Origin of the sequence: Leptolyngbya sp. AN10 (assembly GCF_050565645.1) — a bacterium.
In the GTDB taxonomy this organism is placed as follows: Bacteria; Cyanobacteriota; Cyanobacteriia; order Leptolyngbyales; family Leptolyngbyaceae; genus Leptolyngbya.
In genome coordinates, this window is sequence record NZ_JBNXVP010000007.1 from 14,199 (window position 1) to 34,998 (window position 20,800).

17 protein-coding genes are annotated in these 20,800 nt (G+C 48.3%); 10 read left to right on the top strand and 7 right to left on the bottom strand.

Translation table 11 applies throughout. The annotated features are described in order from the left end of the window. Window positions 1–128 precede the first annotated feature (128 nt). Together ACQ4M5_RS11720 and nuoB are read left to right on the top strand one after the other, a co-directional pair. Window positions 129–1,313: a photosynthetic/respiratory NAD(P)H-quinone oxidoreductase subunit H gene (locus ACQ4M5_RS11720; protein ID WP_430675793.1), complete on the top strand. Its 1,185-nt coding sequence runs from the start codon at window positions 129–131 to the stop codon at window positions 1,311–1,313. Window positions 1,314–1,339: 26 nt separating this feature from the next. Further along, a complete protein-coding gene (nuoB, locus tag ACQ4M5_RS11725; RefSeq protein ID WP_430675794.1) occupies window positions 1,340–2,071 on the top strand; it encodes an NADH-quinone oxidoreductase subunit NuoB in 732 nt (243 codons plus the stop codon). Window positions 2,072–2,129: 58 nt separating this feature from the next. Here the strand turns inward: nuoB and ACQ4M5_RS11730 are convergent, their stop codons facing one another. Both ACQ4M5_RS11730 and ACQ4M5_RS11735 read right to left on the bottom strand, forming a co-directional pair. After that, window positions 2,130–2,780, bottom strand: coding sequence for a class I SAM-dependent methyltransferase (locus ACQ4M5_RS11730; protein ID WP_430675795.1), 651 nt, complete (start codon window positions 2,778–2,780; stop codon window positions 2,130–2,132). Between the two features lie 105 nt (window positions 2,781–2,885). Continuing rightward, window positions 2,886–4,838: an SDR family NAD(P)-dependent oxidoreductase gene (locus tag ACQ4M5_RS11735; protein WP_430675796.1), complete on the bottom strand. Its 1,953-nt coding sequence runs from the start codon at window positions 4,836–4,838 to the stop codon at window positions 2,886–2,888. A gap of 252 nt (window positions 4,839–5,090) precedes the next feature. Between ACQ4M5_RS11735 and ACQ4M5_RS11740 the strand changes: the two genes are divergently transcribed. Beyond that, the gene (locus ACQ4M5_RS11740; protein ID WP_430675797.1) at window positions 5,091–6,362 is read left to right on the top strand and encodes a hypothetical protein; all 1,272 of its coding nucleotides are present in this window, start codon (window positions 5,091–5,093) and stop codon (window positions 6,360–6,362) included. Here the strand turns inward: ACQ4M5_RS11740 and ACQ4M5_RS11745 are convergent. Further along, complete coding sequence (locus tag ACQ4M5_RS11745) at window positions 6,359–7,060, bottom strand: Crp/Fnr family transcriptional regulator (protein ID WP_430675798.1); 702 nt, start codon at window positions 7,058–7,060, stop codon at window positions 6,359–6,361. The two genes, ACQ4M5_RS11740 and ACQ4M5_RS11745, sit on opposite strands and share 4 nt — an antisense overlap. 371 nt (window positions 7,061–7,431) lie before the next feature. Between ACQ4M5_RS11745 and ACQ4M5_RS11750 the strand changes: the two genes are divergently transcribed. From ACQ4M5_RS11750 to pgsA, 3 genes are all read left to right on the top strand, one after another. Beyond that, entirely contained in the window at window positions 7,432–8,469 is a 1,038-nt protein-coding gene (locus ACQ4M5_RS11750) for a hypothetical protein (protein WP_430675799.1), read from the top strand. Between the two features lie 125 nt (window positions 8,470–8,594). Next, on the top strand, window positions 8,595–9,359 hold the full coding sequence (locus ACQ4M5_RS11755) for a sugar transferase (RefSeq protein ID WP_430675800.1): 765 nt from the start codon (window positions 8,595–8,597) through the stop codon (window positions 9,357–9,359). 114 nt (window positions 9,360–9,473) lie between these two features. After that, on the top strand, window positions 9,474–9,992 hold the full coding sequence (pgsA, locus tag ACQ4M5_RS11760; RefSeq protein ID WP_430675801.1) for a CDP-diacylglycerol--glycerol-3-phosphate 3-phosphatidyltransferase: 519 nt from the start codon (window positions 9,474–9,476) through the stop codon (window positions 9,990–9,992). On the opposite strand, the gene plsY is transcribed toward pgsA, so the two are convergent. The 3 genes from plsY to ACQ4M5_RS11775 are packed head-to-tail and all read right to left on the bottom strand — an operon-like array spanning window position 9,989 to window position 12,123. Continuing rightward, on the bottom strand, window positions 9,989–10,672 hold the full coding sequence (gene plsY / locus ACQ4M5_RS11765) for a glycerol-3-phosphate 1-O-acyltransferase PlsY (protein WP_430675802.1): 684 nt from the start codon (window positions 10,670–10,672) through the stop codon (window positions 9,989–9,991). The two genes, pgsA and plsY, sit on opposite strands and share 4 nt — an antisense overlap. Before the next feature lies 1 nt (window position 10,673). Continuing rightward, window positions 10,674–11,723 (bottom strand): DUF3086 domain-containing protein, encoded by a 1,050-nt coding sequence (locus ACQ4M5_RS11770; RefSeq protein WP_430675803.1) that lies wholly within the window; start codon window positions 11,721–11,723, stop codon window positions 10,674–10,676. 16 nt (window positions 11,724–11,739) lie between these two features. Continuing rightward, complete coding sequence (locus tag ACQ4M5_RS11775; RefSeq protein ID WP_430675804.1) at window positions 11,740–12,123, bottom strand: DUF3119 family protein; 384 nt, start codon at window positions 12,121–12,123, stop codon at window positions 11,740–11,742. A 314-nt stretch (window positions 12,124–12,437) separates the two neighbouring features. On the opposite strand from ACQ4M5_RS11775, the gene ACQ4M5_RS11780 reads away from it, so the two are divergent. The 3 genes from ACQ4M5_RS11780 (at window position 12,438) to ACQ4M5_RS11790 (ending at window position 14,587) form a co-directional block, all read left to right on the top strand. Then, a complete protein-coding gene (locus ACQ4M5_RS11780) occupies window positions 12,438–12,644 on the top strand; it encodes a hypothetical protein (RefSeq protein ID WP_430675805.1) in 207 nt (68 codons plus the stop codon). Window positions 12,645–12,991: 347 nt separating this feature from the next. Beyond that, entirely contained in the window at window positions 12,992–13,624 is a 633-nt protein-coding gene (locus ACQ4M5_RS11785; protein WP_430675806.1) for a hypothetical protein, read from the top strand. 189 nt (window positions 13,625–13,813) lie between these two features. Beyond that, window positions 13,814–14,587 (top strand): COP23 domain-containing protein, encoded by a 774-nt coding sequence (locus tag ACQ4M5_RS11790; RefSeq protein ID WP_430675807.1) that lies wholly within the window; start codon window positions 13,814–13,816, stop codon window positions 14,585–14,587. Between the two features lie 125 nt (window positions 14,588–14,712). On the opposite strand, the gene ACQ4M5_RS11795 is transcribed toward ACQ4M5_RS11790, so the two are convergent. After that, on the bottom strand, window positions 14,713–16,809 hold the full coding sequence (locus ACQ4M5_RS11795; protein WP_430675808.1) for a PAS domain S-box protein: 2,097 nt from the start codon (window positions 16,807–16,809) through the stop codon (window positions 14,713–14,715). A 196-nt stretch (window positions 16,810–17,005) separates the two neighbouring features. Between ACQ4M5_RS11795 and ACQ4M5_RS11800 the strand changes: the two genes are divergently transcribed. Continuing rightward, window positions 17,006–20,788, top strand: coding sequence for a DUF4912 domain-containing protein (locus ACQ4M5_RS11800; protein WP_430675809.1), 3,783 nt, complete (start codon window positions 17,006–17,008; stop codon window positions 20,786–20,788). Window positions 20,789–20,800: the final 12 nt, after the last annotated feature.

Sequence of the window (20,800 nt, forward strand, 5' to 3'; positions counted from 1 at the left end):
GGATTCGTTGAACACCTGCCATTAGATAGAAGTTGAAGCAAATTGCCCTCGCTAATTTAGCAGAGACTTAGGTATGAGATTGGTGCGAGATTTAAGCAAACTGCTTCTGAATAAAAAAGGAATTCCGAATGCCAATCATTGAAACCAAAACCGACCCAATGGTTCTCAACATGGGTCCACACCATCCTTCCACACATGGTGTTTGTCGATTAGTGGTCACGCTTGATGGCGAAAATGTCCTCGACTGCGAGCCTGTCATCGGCTATCTCCATCGCGGCATGGAAAAAATTGCTGAGAACCGCACAACCATCATGTACGTTCCTTACGTCAGTCGATGGGACTACGCAGAAGGAATGTTCAATGAAGCCGTCACCGTCAATGCAGTTGAAAAGTTAGCCGGGATCACAGTTCCCAAACGCGCCAGCTACATTCGAGTCATCATGCTGGAGCTAAATCGAATTGCAAACCATTTATTATGGCTCGGACCCTTTGCCGCCGATTTAGGCGCACAAACTCCGTTCTTCTACATTTTCCGGGAACGAGAGCTAATCTATGACTTGTGGGAAGCTGCCTCTGGCTACCGCATGATCAATCACAACTATTTCAGAATCGGTGGTCTTGCAGTCGATCTACCACACGGTTGGATCGATAAATGCGCTGATTTTTGCGACTACTTCCTGCCTAAAGTCGATGAATATGAGCGATTGATTTCCAACAATCCTATTTTCAGACGACGCTTAGAAGGACTCGGCACAATCAGCCGCGAAGATGCCATTTGTTGGAGCCTTTCCGGTCCAATGTTGCGGGGTTCTGGTGTGCAATGGGACCTACGCAAAGTCGATCACTATGAATGCTACGACGATTTTGACTGGGATATCATCACCGAAAAAGAAGGCGATGTTCTCGCCCGTTACTTTGTCCGCATTAGAGAAATGCGCGAGTCTGTAAAAATCATTCGGCAAGCACTAAAAGGCTTACCCGGAGGACCATTCGAGAACCTGGAAGCAAAACGTCTAGCAGAAGGACCAAAATCCGAATGGAATCAGTTCGACTATCAATTCATCGCCAAGAAGATTGCTCCCACCTTCAAAATCCCAAAAGGCGAACACTATGTCCGCGTCGAAACTGGCAAAGGTGAACTTGGAATTTTCATCGTCGGTGATGACAGTGTATTCCCCTGGCGTTGGAAGATTCGCGCTGCTGATTTCTGCAATCTCCAGATCTTCCCGCACATTCTCAAAGGTGCAAAAGTCGCTGACATTATGGTTGTCCTCGGTAGCATCGACATCATCATGGGATCAGTCGATCGCTAATTTCCCTATCTATCCAAACTACTACTATGCCTCAACCCCCTGCCGAAAACGGGCACTCTCTGGCAAATCCAGTGAGCTATCCTCCAGTCACCACTCAACTCTCCGAAAACGTCATTCTCACCACAGTTGACGACCTCTACAATTGGGCGAGACTCTCAAGCTTGTGGCCCCTTCTATACGGAACGGCTTGCTGCTTCATCGAATTTGCTGCACTGATTGGATCGCGATTTGACTTCGATCGATTCGGTTTAATCCCACGAGCCTCTCCGCGCCAAGCCGACTTACTGATTCTCGCTGGCACATTAAACATGAAAATGTCAGCACCCACGCTCCGACTGTATGAACAAATGCCCGATCCCAAATACGTGATCGCGATGGGTGCTTGTATGATCAGCGGTGGAATGTTCAGCGCCGACTCTCCGACTGCAATTCGTGGAGCCGATAAGATTCTCCCGATCGACGTTTACATTCCTGGTTGTCCTCCCCGTCCAGAAGCAATCATGGATGCCATCATCAAGCTCCGCAAAAAGATTTCAAACGAGTCAATCCAAGAGCGTCACATCCAAAGACAAACGCATCGTTACTACACCATTCCCCACCAGATGAAGTCTTTACCCATAGCAAACACTGGGGAATATGTTCGATCGCAGTTCTATCAAAAACCACCTGAAGCGTTAGCAGAAGAAAGGGGAATTCCCTTACCTGAATTGCTCAAGGAGATGGAACCTCAACCCACTAGCGAAGGTTCTGGAGCGTAATCAAATCCTAGCAGTCAATCTTGGTCGTGCCTTTATCTACAGGCACGACCATTTTTGGTTACTGTGGCTTCTGAAAGGTCAGCGCTAGAAACGTGTAGTTCTTCTGATACCAAGTGACAGGTGTATCCGTACAAGCTGGAATGTTCTGATTTGTACGTAGAACAAAGCCATGAGCCTTAGCAAGCTCGATCGCGCTTTCAATTTCCGCACTCGAAAAGACTGTCCAAGACAATCCAAACGGCTGAATTGAATTGTCGATCGAGAGTTTATTCTGCCAATAATCAGTGGTTACAAACAACAATCCACCCGGTTTCAGAATCCGGTAAGCTTCCCGAAAAAAAGCATCTAAATCGACTCCATGCTCGATCACAGAAATACTCACAGCAACATCGATCGAGCTATCCAAGAAGGATGTTGCTGTGATATCTCCTTGATAAAGCTGATAGGTAGAAGATTCAGTTTTTACCTGCAAATCAATTCCATGTAGATTGGTATAGCCAAGAGCAGACAAAAATTCCAGTGTGCAACAATCACCGCAACCGAGATCTAAGATATTAGATTGTCGATCGATAGAGTGAGCCTCTAGTAGTTGAGCAAGCAACCACTGATCCCAATTCTTCTGAATCGTGATGTGAGTTGGTAAATTAGATTGTTGTAAGGCTTGTGTCGCGGTTTCAACTTCTTGCCAGTTCTGTAGGACTTGAATCATCGGTTAATTGCTTCGAGAAACATACTCATCAATTCAATCGCATTCCAAAAGAAAAAGCAGCCTCGATCGAGCTACTTTTTCTTCTAGCAGTCTTCAAGGTGCAACTCATTCTTCGCGGGACAAGACAACTGGTTGCAGTCCCGCTAATCCAGCATGAAACAGCGCATCCTGAATCATCAAATCCGGCAAAATCTCAGTAAACATCTGCACCATTTGTCGAATTTGCTCAACCTCATCAGGATTGTCCAATCGATCGCGAATTTCATCCTCTCCCACAAACACCGCAGGACGTAACCGACTTGCCGCGTTTTCTGCCCGTTCCACGATCGATTGCTTCAACAATTGATACTCCGGTCGATCGCGCCATAGTTTAATATCTTCCCAACCAGCACTAAAGAAGCCAGACCAACGAGCCAAAGCTTGATGATCAGACGGTACGATCGACATTCCCAAAGCTTGCTGAATGTCTTGATACACCCGCTGCAACTCTTCTGAGGATTCAGCAAATTTAATTTCTGGATGTCGATAAGCATTCGGACCTCGCCGCACATCCGCTTTCCCATCTTCACCCACGACTTCACCGGACAAAGCCCGACTCAAAGCAATTTGTTGAATCAGCAATTGTGGATTACCAAAGCTAAACGCATTCAACTCCCGCTGAATTTGTCTCCGCTGTCTCTCATCAAGTTCGGTTTGATAGTTCGGCTGATACCAATCCGCAATGTTCCGATAAACTTGTTCTGTAAGCGCGATCGCAGATTCCAAAAATGGTTCCGTTTGCATCACAGGTTTTAACCGCTTCCAAAACAATTGCATCACCGCAGGATACTTCGAGTAAGCCTCCCAGTTTGCAGGTGTCCAAGGAATTCCCAAGGTATCTTGAACTTCACTTAAACAAGCTTGAACTTCCGAGGAAATCTGAGTATCTGAAGCAGTAAATGATTGATCCTGATCGGCTTCAATCTGTTTCTCCAGTTTTGGCTCTGACTCAATTAATTCAACGGTTGTATTCTCTTTCGGCTCAGATGAAGTCAATTCATTATTTTGACGAGCCGCACGATCGCTTAATTCAGTCAAAACAGAATCCGACCAAGCAGAATGACTATCCTTGCCAAATGCTCTCTCTGTCCCAATCCCGCCCGGTTTCGGCAACAGTCGATTCACCACACCCAGCAAGTTCGTCATCAAAGCCGGAGACAATCCATACAGCTTTACCGTCAACCAAGTCGGAAACGGCACAATTACCTCAGCCTGACCCCGACGAAACGCCGCGATCGTCGTTCGAGCGACTTTTTCCGCACTCGCCGCCACGATCGGCAACGAATCCCCAATACTAAACCAAGCAAACTCCTTCTTATGCTGACCTTTGATAATTCCATGATCCAGCACACCTGTCCGAATAAACCCAGGACAAACGGTAGTTACCGAAATCCCATCCTTTGCCAACTCTGCCCGCATTCCCTCAGACAATCCGACCAAGGCAAACTTACTCGCACAGTAAGCGACCATGTGCGGTGATGCGATCTTTCCACCGACTGAGGAAACATTCACAATCCGTCCTGCTTTTCGTGCCTGCATCTCTGGCACAACCGCATTCATAGTGTAAAGCGATGCCCAAAAATGCAGTTTCATCAAATCATCGTAGTCTTGCACTGTCAAAGATTCGACAGGACCAATAATATCTGTTCCAGCATTGTTAATCAGAATATCGATTGCACCCCAGTGTTCTCGCACTTGCCGAATCATCTGATTCACTTGTGCTTGATCAGTTACATCACAAGTCAGTGCAAGGACTTCTCCGCCGCGTTGTTCTAACTCAGTTCGTGCACGTTGTAGCTCTTCTGCATCTCTCGCACAAATCGCCACTTTTGCTCCTAGTGCAATCAATTGACGCGCCATCACCAACCCTAATCCGCGCGATCCTCCAGTAATCAGAGTAATCTTGCCATTCAGGTCATAAGTCCACGATCGCCACCATCGATCGAGCAACAATGAAGTCAGCGCTGTTCCACCAATCCCTGCAATCAGAGAGGGAATACCGTCAGGATTAATCAGCATAGATTTAAACCAATCTAGATTTGGGTTAGATCACTTTAGACAACATTGACTGTTAGTTTCTCTTGCATTGGATTGATCATCTGAGCTTGAAAAGTTTAGGTTGCAAAAACTCAGAAGCACACTCTCTCCGGAACATTCGGACGGTTTTAGGTAGTCACTGTATGAAGTTCGATCGCGCAATAAATTCTTCAAGAATCTAAGAATTTGCCAGTTTCTACGGTCTTGATTGTGCGAATCGATCGATAAAATGAAGTGTCAAAATTTACGACTAGCGTTGTGCAAAACCCCGGATCGCACTTATTTCAGAAAACCGCGTTCTCCCCTCGAACGGCAAAATTTCTATTCATCGCCCTGCTCACGTTTGCGATCGCGCTCACAAGTATCTCAGTCCAAGCTGCTCCCCAAACAGCGATCGCGTACTCTAGTTCAGCCAACAATCCCAGTCAAATGGGACTCTTCTCGATTCAACCCACAGGACGCGATCGCCGTCAGATCGTTCCAGCTTTGGCAGGCGGAATTGGCGCACCTGTGTGGTCTCCGAACGGTCAACGAATTGCATTCACCGTGGGAGAACAAGATGTATATGTCGTGAATGGGAATGGCTCGAATCTGAAAAAGCGCTTTGCGGGAGATGGAGGATGTAAAGCACCTTCGATCGCATTACACTGGCTTTCTGACAATCAGCGAGTTGTCTTTTCTCGATCGTGCGATGGCTTCACCTCTGATGCTCCAGGTACAGTCAGCGTCTTTCTCACTAACAATCAACGAACAACTTCTCGCCTTTGGTCGCTCAGTACCGATCAAGGAATTCGCTCGAATGTGGCATTTTCTCCACAGGGTCAAGTCATCAGCTATGTTCAAAACAGGTCGCTTTACCGAATCACGCTTGATAGTCCAGGCGTGACTCAACCGATTACCCCTGCCGATTCCGAGACAGGCTACCAATTTAGCTCCGTAGTTTGGTCGCCTGATAGTACGAAAATTGCCCGCATTGACTATCTTGAAGGCGAAAAGCAGCGAATCTCGATCGTTCAAGCTGACGGGAAACAACTCGCCCAATGGACAAATCCCGGTATTAACTGGAGCGCGAACAATCTAATCTGGTCGCCAAACAGCCAGCAGGTTGCTTATTACCGTCTTGAACCGAACAGTCTCCAGTCGATCGAACTGTTTGACCTGAAGACAAAAACACAGAAATCGCTAACTTCCAAGCCCGGAGAATACAACAATCTCACCTGGTCGCCGGATCGTCGTCAACTCGCGTTCACGCTTAAAGTCGATTCGTCCAGAACCGCACTTTACACGATCGAGCTTCAAACCTCAGCTTCAAAGGATCTAACACCAAAGCTAAAAACAGAATCATTAGAAGGAATTGCTTGGTCGCCAGATAGCCGCCAACTCACTTTCACAGCAGGCACAATCAGCGCTAATAATCTCTACATGATTAATCGAGATGGAAAAGGTTTACGACAACTCACGAGAGATCGCAACATTTCCATCTTTTATCCAGCTTGGCAGCCCTAAATCATCAATCGTTCCAGGGCGTGAGCATCAGGAATACAAAGAATATCCCGATCGCGCACAATCAAGCCTTTTTTCTCCAACTTGCTCAAGACACGAGTTACTGTTTCCCGCGCCAATCCACTGAGACTACTTAATTCCCGATGCGGCAAGTTTGGAATTTCAGTTCCGTTCTGTCCCCGCTTCCCTTGTCCATCCGCCAGAAATAGCAGAATATCCGCCACTCGCGATGTACTATCCGACTCGCGTAATCTTAAGCGACGATTCACCTGTCTCAGCCGTCGTGCCATCAATTGCGCGAGTCGAATTCCCGCCTCTGGTTCAGAATTGAGTAACTGCACAAAGTCTTGAGCAGGCATATTCCCAATTACCGTTGGAGCCAGCGTGATCACATCCGTCGATCGGGGAACTTCATCCAGCGGAGCCATTTCGCCAAACAGTTCGCCTTTACCCAAAATATTCAGCGTCACCTCTTTTCCGTCGAGGTTATACGTCCGAATCTTCACCCAACCGCTGAGAATAAAATAAACTGAGCTACCCCAATCGTTTTCGAGCAAAATCACCTGATTCGCGGGATGATTCCGCATCACAACATGGGAAATCGCCTTCTCGATCGTGCTATCGGGCAACCCTTCAAAGAACGGAGCAGAGCGGATCGACGTATTAATCGTAGTATCGCGGAGGGTGTAACGGTCTTCCATTGAGGGTACTAACCAGAGTGCGGCAGGAACGTGAACGCAAGATGACCCCTAAAATCAAATGAGGGATGAGCTTAAAATGCCCATCTGTCCCAGAGATTGCACAGCCATGCACTTCGGACAGTCTGGGATTATTTTAGAGGGTTTACTCGACGAGAGCGCATCTTTCAGTCTAATCGCCCGTTTGAAAGTAAAAACATCGACTTCTTTTGAAATTGTCCTGATCGTTCTCATGAAGCTTTGTTTCGTGAAGTAGATCGATTTTCCAATTCCCTGTGAAACTGGCGAAAGACGACTCGGTTCGGGCAACCTAAAAAGAAGTTGAGATCAATACGATGTCCGGTATTGCCGAATTTTAGTCAAGGATTGTGATTGTGACTGCCAACCAGGATCAGATTCAGCGTCTTCTTACCGAGGTTCAAGACGTTCTCGCGCAAGGAAATCCCCGTTTGCCTTGGGGGTCGGCGGCACAACTCGCCCGTCAACGCCAAGTGTTAGAACAAATCCGTCTTTATTTAGAGAATGCCTTGTATCAACTGAGCCAAGAAAAGCCTGACCAAAAAGACCATCAGGCTCAAGACGTGATGCAAGCCGTGATCGAAGAGATGAATGCGTTACGATCGACACTCTTGCACCCGCTCCATTCCGAAGTCTCAAATCTCATGCAGCAGCGAAACGCTCTTCTGCGGGAGATTCGTCAGCTTGAAGCACACCGTGAATTATTAGCGCAACCAAGTCCACAGCCTGTGGAAACGTTGCCGACTGAAAAATTACAAGTCGTTCACGATCGAGCCGATCAGGTTCTTTCTACGCTGGACACTACGCTGCACGTCGTCTTTGAATCGCTGCAAAAAGACATTCAGGCATATCAAGATTCGCTCTCTCAAGGAATCGACAAATTACATAGTCTAGGTCAGCAGAGCGAAGTCATGTTTTCGGGTATTGTCGGACGCATGGCGACTCAGATGGGACAAAATGCTTCAGCGTTCTTACAAGGCACGTCGAATCCGGCTCCGCTTGCGATGCCCTATGCCGGAAGTGAGTTGCCTCCAGCTAAATCTCAGCGCGATCCCTCGATCGATTCGATCACAGTTCTTACCGAACTAATCGATCAATTAGCGATCGAAGTCGAGGAATTCCCAGTCACGATTCCAGTCGTGCCACCGCGCAGAGGATCGATCAGTGGGCGGGAAGCTCCAGCAGAATTAAAATCGTTATTTCAGGGAGATTCACCCAAAGTCGAACCCTCGATCGAGCCAAATGGCTATAGCGCTCTGGCAGAGGAAACGACATTTGATCAGTTAAAGCGATCGACTCCGATCGGGTTTTCGTCGGCTGAACCTCCTGCCATCTTCACCTTAGAAGGCGTTGAGAATTTGTTTGAAGAGGATGAAAATCAGGCTAAAGAGTGACGTACCCAGGACACATCAGCAGGGCGACAGATTTTTCCTCAACCATACTTAAACTTCATACAATTCCGTATCAGTTCAAAGATTGTACGAACGATTCAGGGATGTCAGGGTCGGGATCAGTAGCCGTGAATATAGTGACAGATGAGTTCATCGATCCTTTATTCTGGGCTGCTCTCGTGATGACTTTTACCGATTCACCTACCTGCTCTGTTTCTGATTCCAGTTCTCAAGATTCTGCCTCAAGGCGCTATCCGCTGCGGTTAATCCGCGAAGCTCGAATTCCTCACGTTTCCGTCAATAGCAAGCTCAAACGCACGATCGACATTCTGGGCGCGTCCGTTGGTTTGCTGATTACTGGCTTAGTCTTGCTTCCGCTTGCGATCGCGATTCAAATCGATAATCCTGGCAAAATCTTCTACAGCCAGATTCGCTGTGGAGTAAATGGTCGCCCGTTCCGCATCTGGAAGTTTCGATCGATGGTGACGAATGCGGACAAGCTGAAGCATTTAGTGAAAAATGAAGCGACTGGAAATATTTTCAAGAGCAAAGACGATCCGAGAATTACTCGCGTCGGTTGCTTTCTCCGTCGTACCAGTCTAGATGAATTGCCTCAGTTCTGGAATGTGTTACGGGGAGAAATGAGCCTTGTCGGAACTCGCCCGCCAACCGTTGATGAAGTGAAGAAATACGAACCGCATCACTGGAATCGACTGAATGTGAAGCCTGGAATTACTGGAGAATGGCAAGCAAATGGTCGATCGAACGTGACCGATTTTGAAGAGGTTGTGGCGATGGATTTGGACTATCAACGCAAATGGTCAGTGATGTACGACTTGCAATTGATTTTTAAGACGATCGTAGTAGTGCTGAATAAGCATGGAGCTTGCTAAATCCGCCACCTAAAAAGTGTTCGGTAACTCCTTAAGCTGTTGAATTGGGAAAGTTCTTTTACGGATTGTCCCAATTTTTTTATGCTTGAATGAGTTCTAAACTGGTGCGATGTGATGAATTTGCCAACCTGGATTACGGTTTCTCGATTGCTTGGGGTTCCAATTTTGCTCTACGGATTGCAGTCACCGAGCAATGAGACGCGCTGGATTATGGTTGCGGTCTTCCTCGTCGCGGCGGGAACTGATTGGCTCGATGGCTATTTGGCTAGAAAACTCAATCAAGTTACCGATTTAGGCAAATTTCTTGATCCGCTGGTCGATAAATTGCTGGTTTTGGCTCCATTGATGTCGCTTGTGGAACTTCAGCAAATTCCAGCGTGGGGCGTATTTGCGATTTTGGCACGAGAATTAACGATCGCAGGTTGGCGCGTTGATCCGAATCTCCAAAAATCCGTTCAAGGCGCAAATTTCTGGGGCAAGCTCAAAACCGTGAGTCAAATTGCCGCGATCGCACTTTTAATCGCGCCGCTCTCTCCAGATTGGAAACTGGCAACCCTAATCCTGTTCTGGATTTCAGTCGCCCTCACGTGGATCTCAGGCTTGATTTATCTCCTGCCTCAGAAATCAGATTAACTGGCTTCCGGTTCTTCGAGTTTCTGACCGATTTTCGGTTCTGTGCCTTCGATAATCCGTTGAATATTCGATCGATGCCGCCAAATCACATAACCACCGCCTGCGATCGCAAACAGCAAATACGGGACGGGTTGCCCAAATAAGATCATAAAAGCGATGACCGAAACGGCTCCCGCGATCGAGCTAATCGACACAATCCGCGTAATCGCCAAACTCAGCGCAAATACGCCCACGGTCGAGAGTGCCACCATCCAATTCATCGCCAGCAAAATTCCTAAACTGGTGGCAACCGATTTTCCGCCTGAGAATCCGAGCCAAATCGATTTGCTGTGCCCAATTAACGCTGAAAGTCCTGCTAGAGTGACCATCACAGGCTCCCAAATGCCAAAATCCAAGCCAACAATTTTAGAGTAATAGAGCCAACCAGGGAGATAAGTAAAAGCGTAGTGAACAGCCGCGATCGCTAAAGCACCCTTCCCAATGTCAATGAAGAGAACGATCAGAGCCGGAATTTTCCCGATCGTCCGTAACACGTTCGTAGCTCCAGTCGATCCCGATCCCGCTTCTCGAATATCAACTCCTTTGAGCAATCGACCCGCCAGATAGCCAGTCGGAATCGAACCGAGTAAATAAGCAACGATAAGAAGCAGCGCGTTATTGATAAACCAAGAAGGAAGCATATTAGTAATAGGATTGTTGCTGGATCATTTGTTGGGGACTCGGCGCAAACGCAAGCAGTAAAGGAAACTGAAGCAGTGCGAGATTAATATTTTCTTCGGTTTCATCCACAATAATCAGCGGCAAGAATCCGTCTTTATCTAATCGTTCGGCTTTCAGCGCTAACGGTTCTGGCACTTCAAAGAGAGCAATTCCGCGATCGCTGCCAAAATCACTCCGAGTCACACCCAAACAATCTTGCAATCCTCGCCGCCATTCTCCCAAACGCTCTGGAGAATTTGCCAAAATCAGAACTCGTAAGCGATCGCGATACAGATTGTACAGAATCGAAATCGATGCCGAGGCAATCAAAATATTCTGCAAACGCGATCCCATCGTCCGAATTGCACCGCGTCCCCCTTGTTTGAAAAACCAAGTCGAGACTCGTTCAGCGTGAACTGGCTCAAACGTGCGGCGCAATTTCCAAACCGGACCGTAATAATCAGGCTGATTGCGAAACTGATCGATAATGCTGCGAATCTTCTGAGATTTCTCCTCAAAAGTCGATTCAGCAAAATTCGGACTAGGAGCCAACCCTTGCGGTTTCGGGTCTTCCTGAACTGGAACAGGCTGAGACACTTCGGCTTGAAAAGTCGGTAACTCTAATTGTTCAGCCGCGATCGCTAAATCCTGCAAACTCCCGACCAAATAATCTTTGAAGCTCTGAACCCGAACCGCAATTTCCTGAGACGCGCCCGCAAAACTGGACTTCATCTCATTGCGAATCCGTTCTTGGCGGCGTTCCAATTGCTCGATCGACAGTTGTAAAGTCTGTCTCCGCTGTTCTAACTCCGCCAAATTCTGCTGCACGACCCGTCCCAAAGCATCTCGCGTTTGAGCAATCTGCCCCTGCAAATCATCACGAGTCGCTATCAGCCTCTCAATTTCGCGCTGAAGATCTTGTTGCTGCTGCACTAAATCAGATTGAGTCTCCGGTAACTTCAATTCTGGCAACGCTGCCCCCGGTTCAGAAGGCGTAGTTTCATCGGAAATTGGCAACTCATCAGAACTCATACGCAATACTCAATCCCTAAGCCTTGGGAAAACGGTGTTCAAGGCACATTCGTAACATTTTAGGATCAAAAATGATCGGGAGAAAGTGAATACTTTTGACTTCTCGAAAATAGAACAGAATCGGCACTGGCGACCAGAAGATTTCCCAGTTCTGCCATTCCGCATACGGAAAGCGACGAATCAGCGTTTCACCCCGATACACCTCTAAATCTGTCGGCGTAAATCGCAACCGTAACATCACAGTCTGAATCAGCAAAAACGCACCAAATAAGCCGATCACGCCCGCCACCCAGACTTGCACAAATAACAGCGGGATCGCAGCCGCAATCAGCACGATCGGGATCGTATAGCTTGGAGCGAGTTCGATCGTTTCACTTCCAGCGAAATTAGCATCAGTCACGGGAGATTCCTCGCACGTCAGGGACAATTCATATTTTAGACTGGGACGAATCTCTAGGACTCGCGGTACGATCGCTCTTGAAGGTGTTTTAAAGGCGATCGTTCATTGCCTCAACCGCCCCTCGAATAGAATTCGGGGCTATCGGAACAAAGTCTGTTGAAACAGACTGGAGAGATTGCTGCAACTGTCTTTTAGTCCCCTTTAGTGGACTTTGTTTCGATAGACCGTGATTTCCAATCACGGGTGGACAGCAACGCAGCGAGACTGCTTAAAACATTCTCATAGATGGCACTCACTCTTAGGGAACAGTTTCAATGTTTATTACAGAACTTTCGCCGCTCGTTCAAGAACTCGCCCAGCAGCCTGTCGCCTTTCTCGGTGGTCTATTTTCGGGCTTGCTGCGTCTCAGTCTAAACGAAGAACCCGTCAAAACCTGGCTCAATCAGCAAACCACGACGGTCTATGTAACAAATCCGCACAATGGAAACGGCAACGGACCCAAATCTATCTCGATCGACTGATATTAGCCATCCGGTTAAATCTCGCCACTTAAGAATAGAGGAGTAGTTCTATCTGGAGCTACTCCTTTACTTTTGCAAGTTAAGCCTTAAGAAGTAGAAGAAATCCTGAACTCGATGAATGCTAAGAGTAAGAATTATTTGCAATAGTTTCTTAGGATCTCATCAATGTCAAAACCGTAGAACAAAAGTCTACAAATTGGTAGAGATAAACTTAGCAACAGTCTAAATTCTTCATGGTAGAATTCAGTTTAAGAGGGTGCAAAATCTGTCATTTAGAGCAGAGTTGTCGCCTAGTTTTTTAGCCTTTCTAATATGCGTTTTCATTCAACGATGGTCGGAGTTCTTGTATGAAAGTATCAAAGTTAGCCTCCCTTCAAGCATTTTTCTACTCAGGATTCCTGAGTGTCACGATCGCTGGAATTGCCCAAGCCACACCGACTCAAACCGCTCCCAAGCCAACCGTGTACGCAGTTGGACAAGAAACAGGCGGCACACTGAGAACTTATCAAAGTCAACTCGGTTTTCGTTTCGATGTGAAAGCTCCCTATACGATCGATACCTCTCAAGAAAGACAAGGAACGATCGTCGTTCGTAATCCTTCTTTAGAAAACGCAGCCGTTGGAAGTGATGAGCCTGCACCCGTCGATAGTAATGTGCAATCTCAATCTTCTCCGGGCGATCGGATTACAATTACAAGATTCGACAATCCAAATCGACTCAATGCACGTCAGTGGGCAGAACAAAATCCAACTCAATCACTTTTTGATGGGCGACAAAGCGATTACAGAAGTTACAGTTTCGCGGGTCAACCTGCTGTTTCCTATTCTTGGTGCGGAAATAGTAACTGCGGCGATAGTGTAGTTGTCCCCAGTCGGGATGGTCGCAGTATTTTTGTTCTGAGCGCGTTATATGAGTATCCCGGTAACGCTGTGCGGTGGGACTTTAAGCGCATGGTCGGACGATTCCGTTTAACCCAGTAGCAAAAAAGTCTATTGAATTGTCATTTGCCTGGAATGCGATCGCGTTCCAGGCTTTTTGATCTGTCGCAAGATAGAAATTCGGGAACTTCAGTGGAAAAAACTCGGTCACGACAACAGAACGCCACTCCGGAAGGGTTCGATACAGCTTTTGCAAGTTCTTAATCATTCACACGATCGAGGTTGATTACCATGTCGCTAGATGGCTTGACAGGAATTCGGAATTTTGTGGTTCGAGGAACAGCGTTATCGTTGGGAGCGCTGATGGTGGCGGGTAGTGCGGCAATGGCTCAAACTGCTCCTGGAGATGTGGTGATTCCAACGGAACCCGATCGGGGGAATACAACTCCAATTCCGACCAGACCAGGTGATACGACGATTCCTTCTCCGACTGCTGCGGGAACTCGGTTCGCGTGTCGGATTAATAATGGTCAAAATACGGTGATGTATTTCCCGGAAAGTCAGCCGAATCAGGCTTATCCGTGGGCAGTTCCGAGTACGTTGGGTGGGGGCTGGAGTTCCGATCGTCGTTGTAATGAAATTGCTCGTCGTCTGGAGTCGTATCGTCCAGATGGTTTGGTGGAGATGCGGACTGGATTCGAGAATGGCTACAACACGATTTGTGTGACCACCGATCGCGTTCCAACTTGCCGAATTGTGTTGACGGTTCCGCCAGGACAAGATCCGACCGTAACCCGCGATCGCGTTTTCCAAAATCTTTCGGTCGCAGATAGCGGTCAGCAAACTCAAGGCGTTGTCACGTTCGGTGGCGGTCGATCGGATGTCTTGGATCAACTGGGAAGAGCGATCGGGATTCGGAATCGTCGATCGACGAATAGCAACATCAATCTGAAGCCGTTCTTATCGCCGCGAGATGGTGGAACAGGCGAACGATTGGTCGGTGGAGTGCAAACACGATCGAATCGTCCGGCAACGAGAACGACTCCTCGAATTTTCCGGCGGTAACTTAAGCAGATGAACAGAATTGATTGCCGCGTTTCGACTGCGCTCAACGCTCAAGCACTAAAATCTCTGCGGGTTGAGCGCAGCCGAAACCCAAACCCAACGTGTATTTAATTTTGTCCATCTACTTATGGCATCAATGATTTAGCCTGCCGGATTGGAAGGTCGATCGCAAATTCTGCCCCTTTCAATTCGGTAGAACAACAGGTTAATCTCCCTTGATGTTGTTCTGTCACAATCTGATAGCTGGTTGCAAGTCCCATTCCTGTTCCTTTCCCAATCGGCTTCGTCGTAAAGAACGGATCAAACATTCGGGCTTGCACCACTTTAGAAATTCCCAATCCATTATCAATGATGCGAATCCGAATTTGTGCCGAGCTAATTTGCTCAGTGTAAAGCTCGATCGTAGGTTGCTGTTGCTTTTCTAACCACTTTGCATCTTTGATAGCGAACTCTAGTGCATCGATCGCATTTGTAATGATTTGCAAGAAAACCTGATTCAGCGATCCAGCAAAACATTCGACTTTTGGAAGTTCAGCATAGTGTTTGATTACTTTAATTTTGTGCTTTTGATTCAATCGATTTTGTAAGATCGTTAAAGTGCTCTCAATCCCGTCGTGAATGTTCACAGACTTTAATTCCGCTTCATCTAGGCGCGAGAAAGTTCTGAGCGATAAAACAATTTCCCGAATCCGTTCTGCTCCAGTTCGCATCGAGCTAAACAAATTCATTAAATCCTCGAACACAAACTCTAAATCCATGTCCTCGATCGACTGTTTAATCTCAGAATGAGGATCGGGATAGTGTTTCTGATACAACTCAAGCAATTCAGCAATATTTTCAAAGTAAGTCGTTGCATGACTGATATTGCCATAGATAAAGCTAATCGGATTGTTGATCTCATGAGCAATTCCCGCCACTAATTGACCGAGCGAAGACATCTTTTCACTGTGAATTAACTGGGATTGAGTTCGCTGAAGATCTTGAAGCGCCTTTTCTAAATCGATCGCTTGTTGTCTCAATTGCGCCTCCGATCGACGTAGTGCCTCTTCGTTCGCTTTACGATCGCTAATATCCCGCACAATTCCTAAAATACTAATCACTGTTCCATTCGAGCCTTTGATCGCAGCAGTATTAGACAGTGCCCAATACCAAGAGCCATCTTTTCGTCTTGCTCGAAACTCAATCTCCGTTTGTCGCTCTCCAGTTTTTAACAATTGTTCAACCGAAGCATAAGCAATTGGGAGATCATCGGGATGAATATAGTCAGCAAAAGCATGTCCAATCAGTTCACTCGCTAGAAATCCCGTAATCTCAGTAACTTTGGGAGAAAGATAGGTAAACACTCCCGCAGGTGAAAACGCAAAGATTAGATCATTCGCATTCTCGACAAAGCTCCGAAACCGCGCTTCACTTTCTGCGATCGCCCGTTCTGCTCGTTTGCGTTCCTCTTCGATCCGAATGCGATCGCTGACATCGATTAGCATGCCATCCCACAGAATCGAACCATCTGTCTGGAGTTCCGGTCGAGAATGCGCTTGTATCCATTTGGGCTTTCCAGAAGGCGGAACAATCCGTCCTGTCCAAGACCAAGGTTGCAGTTGTACAGCAGACTCCTGGATCGTGCGCTCAAACTCAGCGCGATCGTCCGGATGAATCTGGTTAATGAGCAAGCTGGCATCGTGATAAATCACGTCTGGTTCAAGTTCCCACAATTCCTCAGAAAATGCACTTACATACGGAAAAGAGGGTCGTCCATCTGGGGCTAAACGAAATTGATACAGCATTCCAGGCACATTCGCGGCTAGGCGCTGAAATTGTGCTTCACTCTGCTTCAAAGCTTGTTCTGCATATTTCCGATCGCTGACATCGCGAATAATCACTAACGCTTCTTGATCATTACAGCGAATCACTCGCACTTCTTCATACTGAATCCGTCCCGCGAATTCGATTTGCTGTTCGTAGATTTGAATTTCATTCGTGGCGATCGCCAGTTCAATATATTTCATCCGCTGCGCTGCGACTTCAGGCGGAATGATTTCCCAGAGATATTTGCCCTGCCAGTCAAACTCTGAACTGACCACCCGAAACGATCGCGGCAGGCGAAAATCTAGACAAATTCCTTCGCGGCTCAACCGCAACATCAAATCAGGAATGGCTTCGAGCAAAATCTGATAATTGCGATCGCTCTGCTGTGAGGCAGTATCCGAACTGTCAATACTCATCACCGAATCTTCAAACAGGAATCTCAGATAGAGTGCCCGATCTCAGACGGCTTCTAATCAATCTCACGGGTGTCGCAAATAACATGAAAACGAGTTCAGTCTGATCCCCAACGTATTGGTAGAAGCGGATTTTAGGCGATCGCTATATAATACATCCAAATTCTAAATTGAACTGGTGTAAGAGGCGTTTGAATTAATGTTGCCTAATCAAAAGTCGTCCGCGCTTGGCGTTGCGATGTTGCTCACCACTGTTGCAACCGCAACCCCCCTCGAATCAATTTTTATTGCTCCGGTTTCGGCTCAAGTCGCGCCGACGACGTTTCCGCTTCCCACCTCGGTTCCGTCTGGCACGACCGTGCAAATTGACGGTTCGAGCAGCATGGCAGCGATTAATCAAGCCCTCAAGCAGCAGTTTGAAAACCAGTTTTCGGGCAGCAATATTAATCTCAACTACTCAGGAACGCCCACAGGACTCCAAGCGCTACAAGAAGGCAAGAGCGATCTCGCCGCGATCGGGCGACCTTTAACTCAAGCCGAACGCGATCAAGGACTCGTTCCTGTCTCAATGGGACGCGGCAAGATTGCGCTGATCGTCAGTCCTGACAATCCGTTCAAAGGCAGCATTACCGTACCGCAGTTTGTGAGAATTGTGCGCGGAGAAATCACCGACTGGTCAGAATTGGGAGGGTCGCCTGGAAAAATTCGATTTGTCGATCGACCAGATCTCAGCGATACTCGCGCCGCGTTTCAGAACTATTCAGTCTTTATTCAAACGCCCTATCAACTCGGAAGCACCGCCACGAGAATCGGAGAAGATAGTACTCAAGCCGTCGCTCAACAACTCGGAAAAGATGGATTAAGTTTTGCACCTGCCAACCAGGTCTTAAATTCGCCAAACCTCCGGGTCGTGCCGATGCACAATACATTGCCCACCGATCCGCGCTATCCATTTTCGCAACCGTTCTACTATGTGCATCGAGCCAATCCGTCTCCAGGTGCAGCCGCATTTTTGGGCTATGCTAGTTCAGACCCAGGACAAAAGACGGCTCAAGCGACCGAAACTGATCCAGCGGCATTAGGACTAAATCCAGCCGTTCTACTCGCGGCGGGAAGTGCAACGGCTGGATCGTTGAATGCAGGAGCAGGAGCAGGATCGTCTCCTTCTCCTAACGCCTCTCCAAACGCGATCGCTTCTCCAAACGCTTCTCCAAACGCTACAGTTCCCGGTAGCACAACAACCGCTTCAGAAGGATCACAAGCTGTCGCGCCTAATACGACCGAAGGACAAAACGCCAGTGGGGTTCCTGGATGGCTCTGGTGGCTCTTGCCATTAGGAATTGGAGCACTGCTGCTCGCTTGGTGGCTCCGTCGTCGCCCAACTCCCCCCGCAGAAACGCCCGCCGCTCCTCCGACTCCACCGCCGCCATCCTCTACAACGGTCACTCCACCCCCGCCCCCGCCTTTGATGACTCCAACCGAAACGGATGGCAGTCTGGCTTCTCGTGCAGGTTCGGTGATTAATTCCGATCGACAATCGATCGCGGAAGTGCAACCCCCGACGATTCCACCCGCTGCCGTTGTGGGTGGGGCTGCATTGGCAGGAGCGGGAGCCGCTTCGCTAATTGGATCTGAACAGACGGAACCAGAGGCAGAACTTCCACCTGTTGAAGCCGAAATCCCGCCTGTCGAAGCTGAGATTTCGCCCGTTGAACCGTCGATCACTGAAGAATCAATCCCAGTTCCCGATCGACCATTGGTTGAGATTCGGGAAACGCCACCGATCGAGGTTCCATCCTCCCAAATCGAGCCACCCGAAGCGCCACCTGAAACTGATTTGCCCAATGGCGCGATTCTAGGAGCGGCTGGATTAGGAATGGCTGGAGCGGCTGCGTGGATGAGTCGGACTCGATCGGGAGTGCCCCCTCAAATGGACGTGCCAGAAACAGAACCGCTATCGTCTCTAGATGCGATCGAGCCATTAGATGAGGTCGAAGATGCTCCACTTGATCAGCCCCCGATCGAACTAAATGTCGATGATGCGCCCACCGTGGTCGATGAGCTTGCCCCGATCGAGCAAGTGACCGATTCAAACTATGTGCAACTCGATTTAGACAATGAATTGCAGACTCCCGCGATCGAAACCGGGGAAAGCATGATTGAAACCGGGGAAAGCATGATTGAAACCGGGGAAAGCATGATTGAAACCGGGGAAAGCATGATTGAAACCGGGGAAAGCACGATCGTTAATCCAACGGGTGATCCAGACTTCGCTCAAGGTGTAATTCCAGGAATTGCGGCGGTTGGCGGTACGGTACTTGGGGCAGCGGCAATCACCGGACTCGATGATTCAGAGCCGCAAACTGAAGAAAGTTCGCCTGCCTTAGAAAGTTCAGCGATCGTTGAATCCAGTTCTGAACCCATCGTTGTGGCATCCGAACCAACTGTGATTGAATCAGAACCCGTCGTTGTGGCATCTGAACCGACTGTGATTGAATCGGAACCGACAGCGGTTGAGTCAATTGAACCCAGTTCTGAATCGACTGAAGTTGAAGCCGCTCAAGACTCAAACCCTAAACGAGGCAAGATTTCAGGACTTGCCGCATTAGGGGGAGCAGCAGCACTCGGAATTGCAGGAATATTGGCAGTCAGACTTGCTCGATCGATCAGATCATCAGACAATTCCACGACCGAAAATTCGGAACCAACGATCGGTGAACCACAACTTTCTGAAATCGACGCGGGGACTGATTTAGAAACCGCTGAATTTGCAGAAATTACCGCCGAAGAACCGGACACAATTGCTGAAGAACCCCCCACCATTCTCGAAATTCCAGATTCAGAACCCTCGATCGAAGCCGCACTTCCCGGAGTTGCCGCCGTCGGAGGACTGGGACTTGCCGCAGCAGGATTAATCGGCGATCGAGAAAACACGGCGCAAACCGAAGTCGAAGCGGCTCGTTTTGATGTCGGACAAACTGATCTATCAAGTGAAACCTTAGCCTCGGTCGATGAAGGCTTACCTGATTTACCGGATGGATATGGCGAGAGTCGAATCGTTCTCATGCCGAGAGATCCACAGTGGGCGTATGCGTACTGGGACATTCCGAATGAGCACAAATCTGAAGTGAGAAATCAAGGTGGGCAAACACTCGTTCTCCGCCTGTACGATGTCACGGATGTCGATTTAAACCGTCAAAGCCCCCACAGTTTGCAGCAGTTTGAATGTGACGAAATGGCACGCGATTGGTATGTGCCGATTCCGGTGAGCGATCGCGAATATTTAGTCGAAATCGGCTACCTCACCGGAGACGGACGCTGGTTGATGTTAGCGCGATCGCTCCCCGTCAGAATTCCACCCGTCTACCCATCCGCTTGGGAAAACGATCAATTTGTCACGATCGACTGGGATAGAGAACTACAGGGTCAAACCTTCCTGAATCTCGGAGCGCCCACTGATTCAGATCTAGCCGCCGCCCCGAATGAACTGTATGATCAAATTCTCGGTCTATCTCAAGGCGTAGAACTTCAACGGATTGCAGGCTCGATCTTCGGCTCGATGCAGCAAGTTCCAATCCAGTCGATTAGCTCGTATGTGTTCCCATCCGGAGTTGGAATGTGGGCACTCCCGACCGTTTCTGGAATGTCCGGGGTTGGAATGTCTGGAGTCGGTCTTTTCTCAGGAGGAGCCGTCCCGATTCGTCCCCGCAAATTCTGGCTCGTCGCAGATGCGGAACTGATTATTCACGGCGCGACCGAACCCGATGCCACGGTGTCGATCGCAGGCGAAACAATCCCGCTCAGTCCCGACGGCACGTTCCGATTCCAAATGTCGTTCCAAGATGGTTTAATCGATTATCCGATCTTGGCAGTGGCAAAAGATGGCGAACAAACGCGATCGATTCATCTGAAGTTCACCCGCGAGACTCCAAGCCGAAACACCAACACTAAAGACGATGCCATCGACGAGTGGCAATCCTAAAAGGAAGGGAGT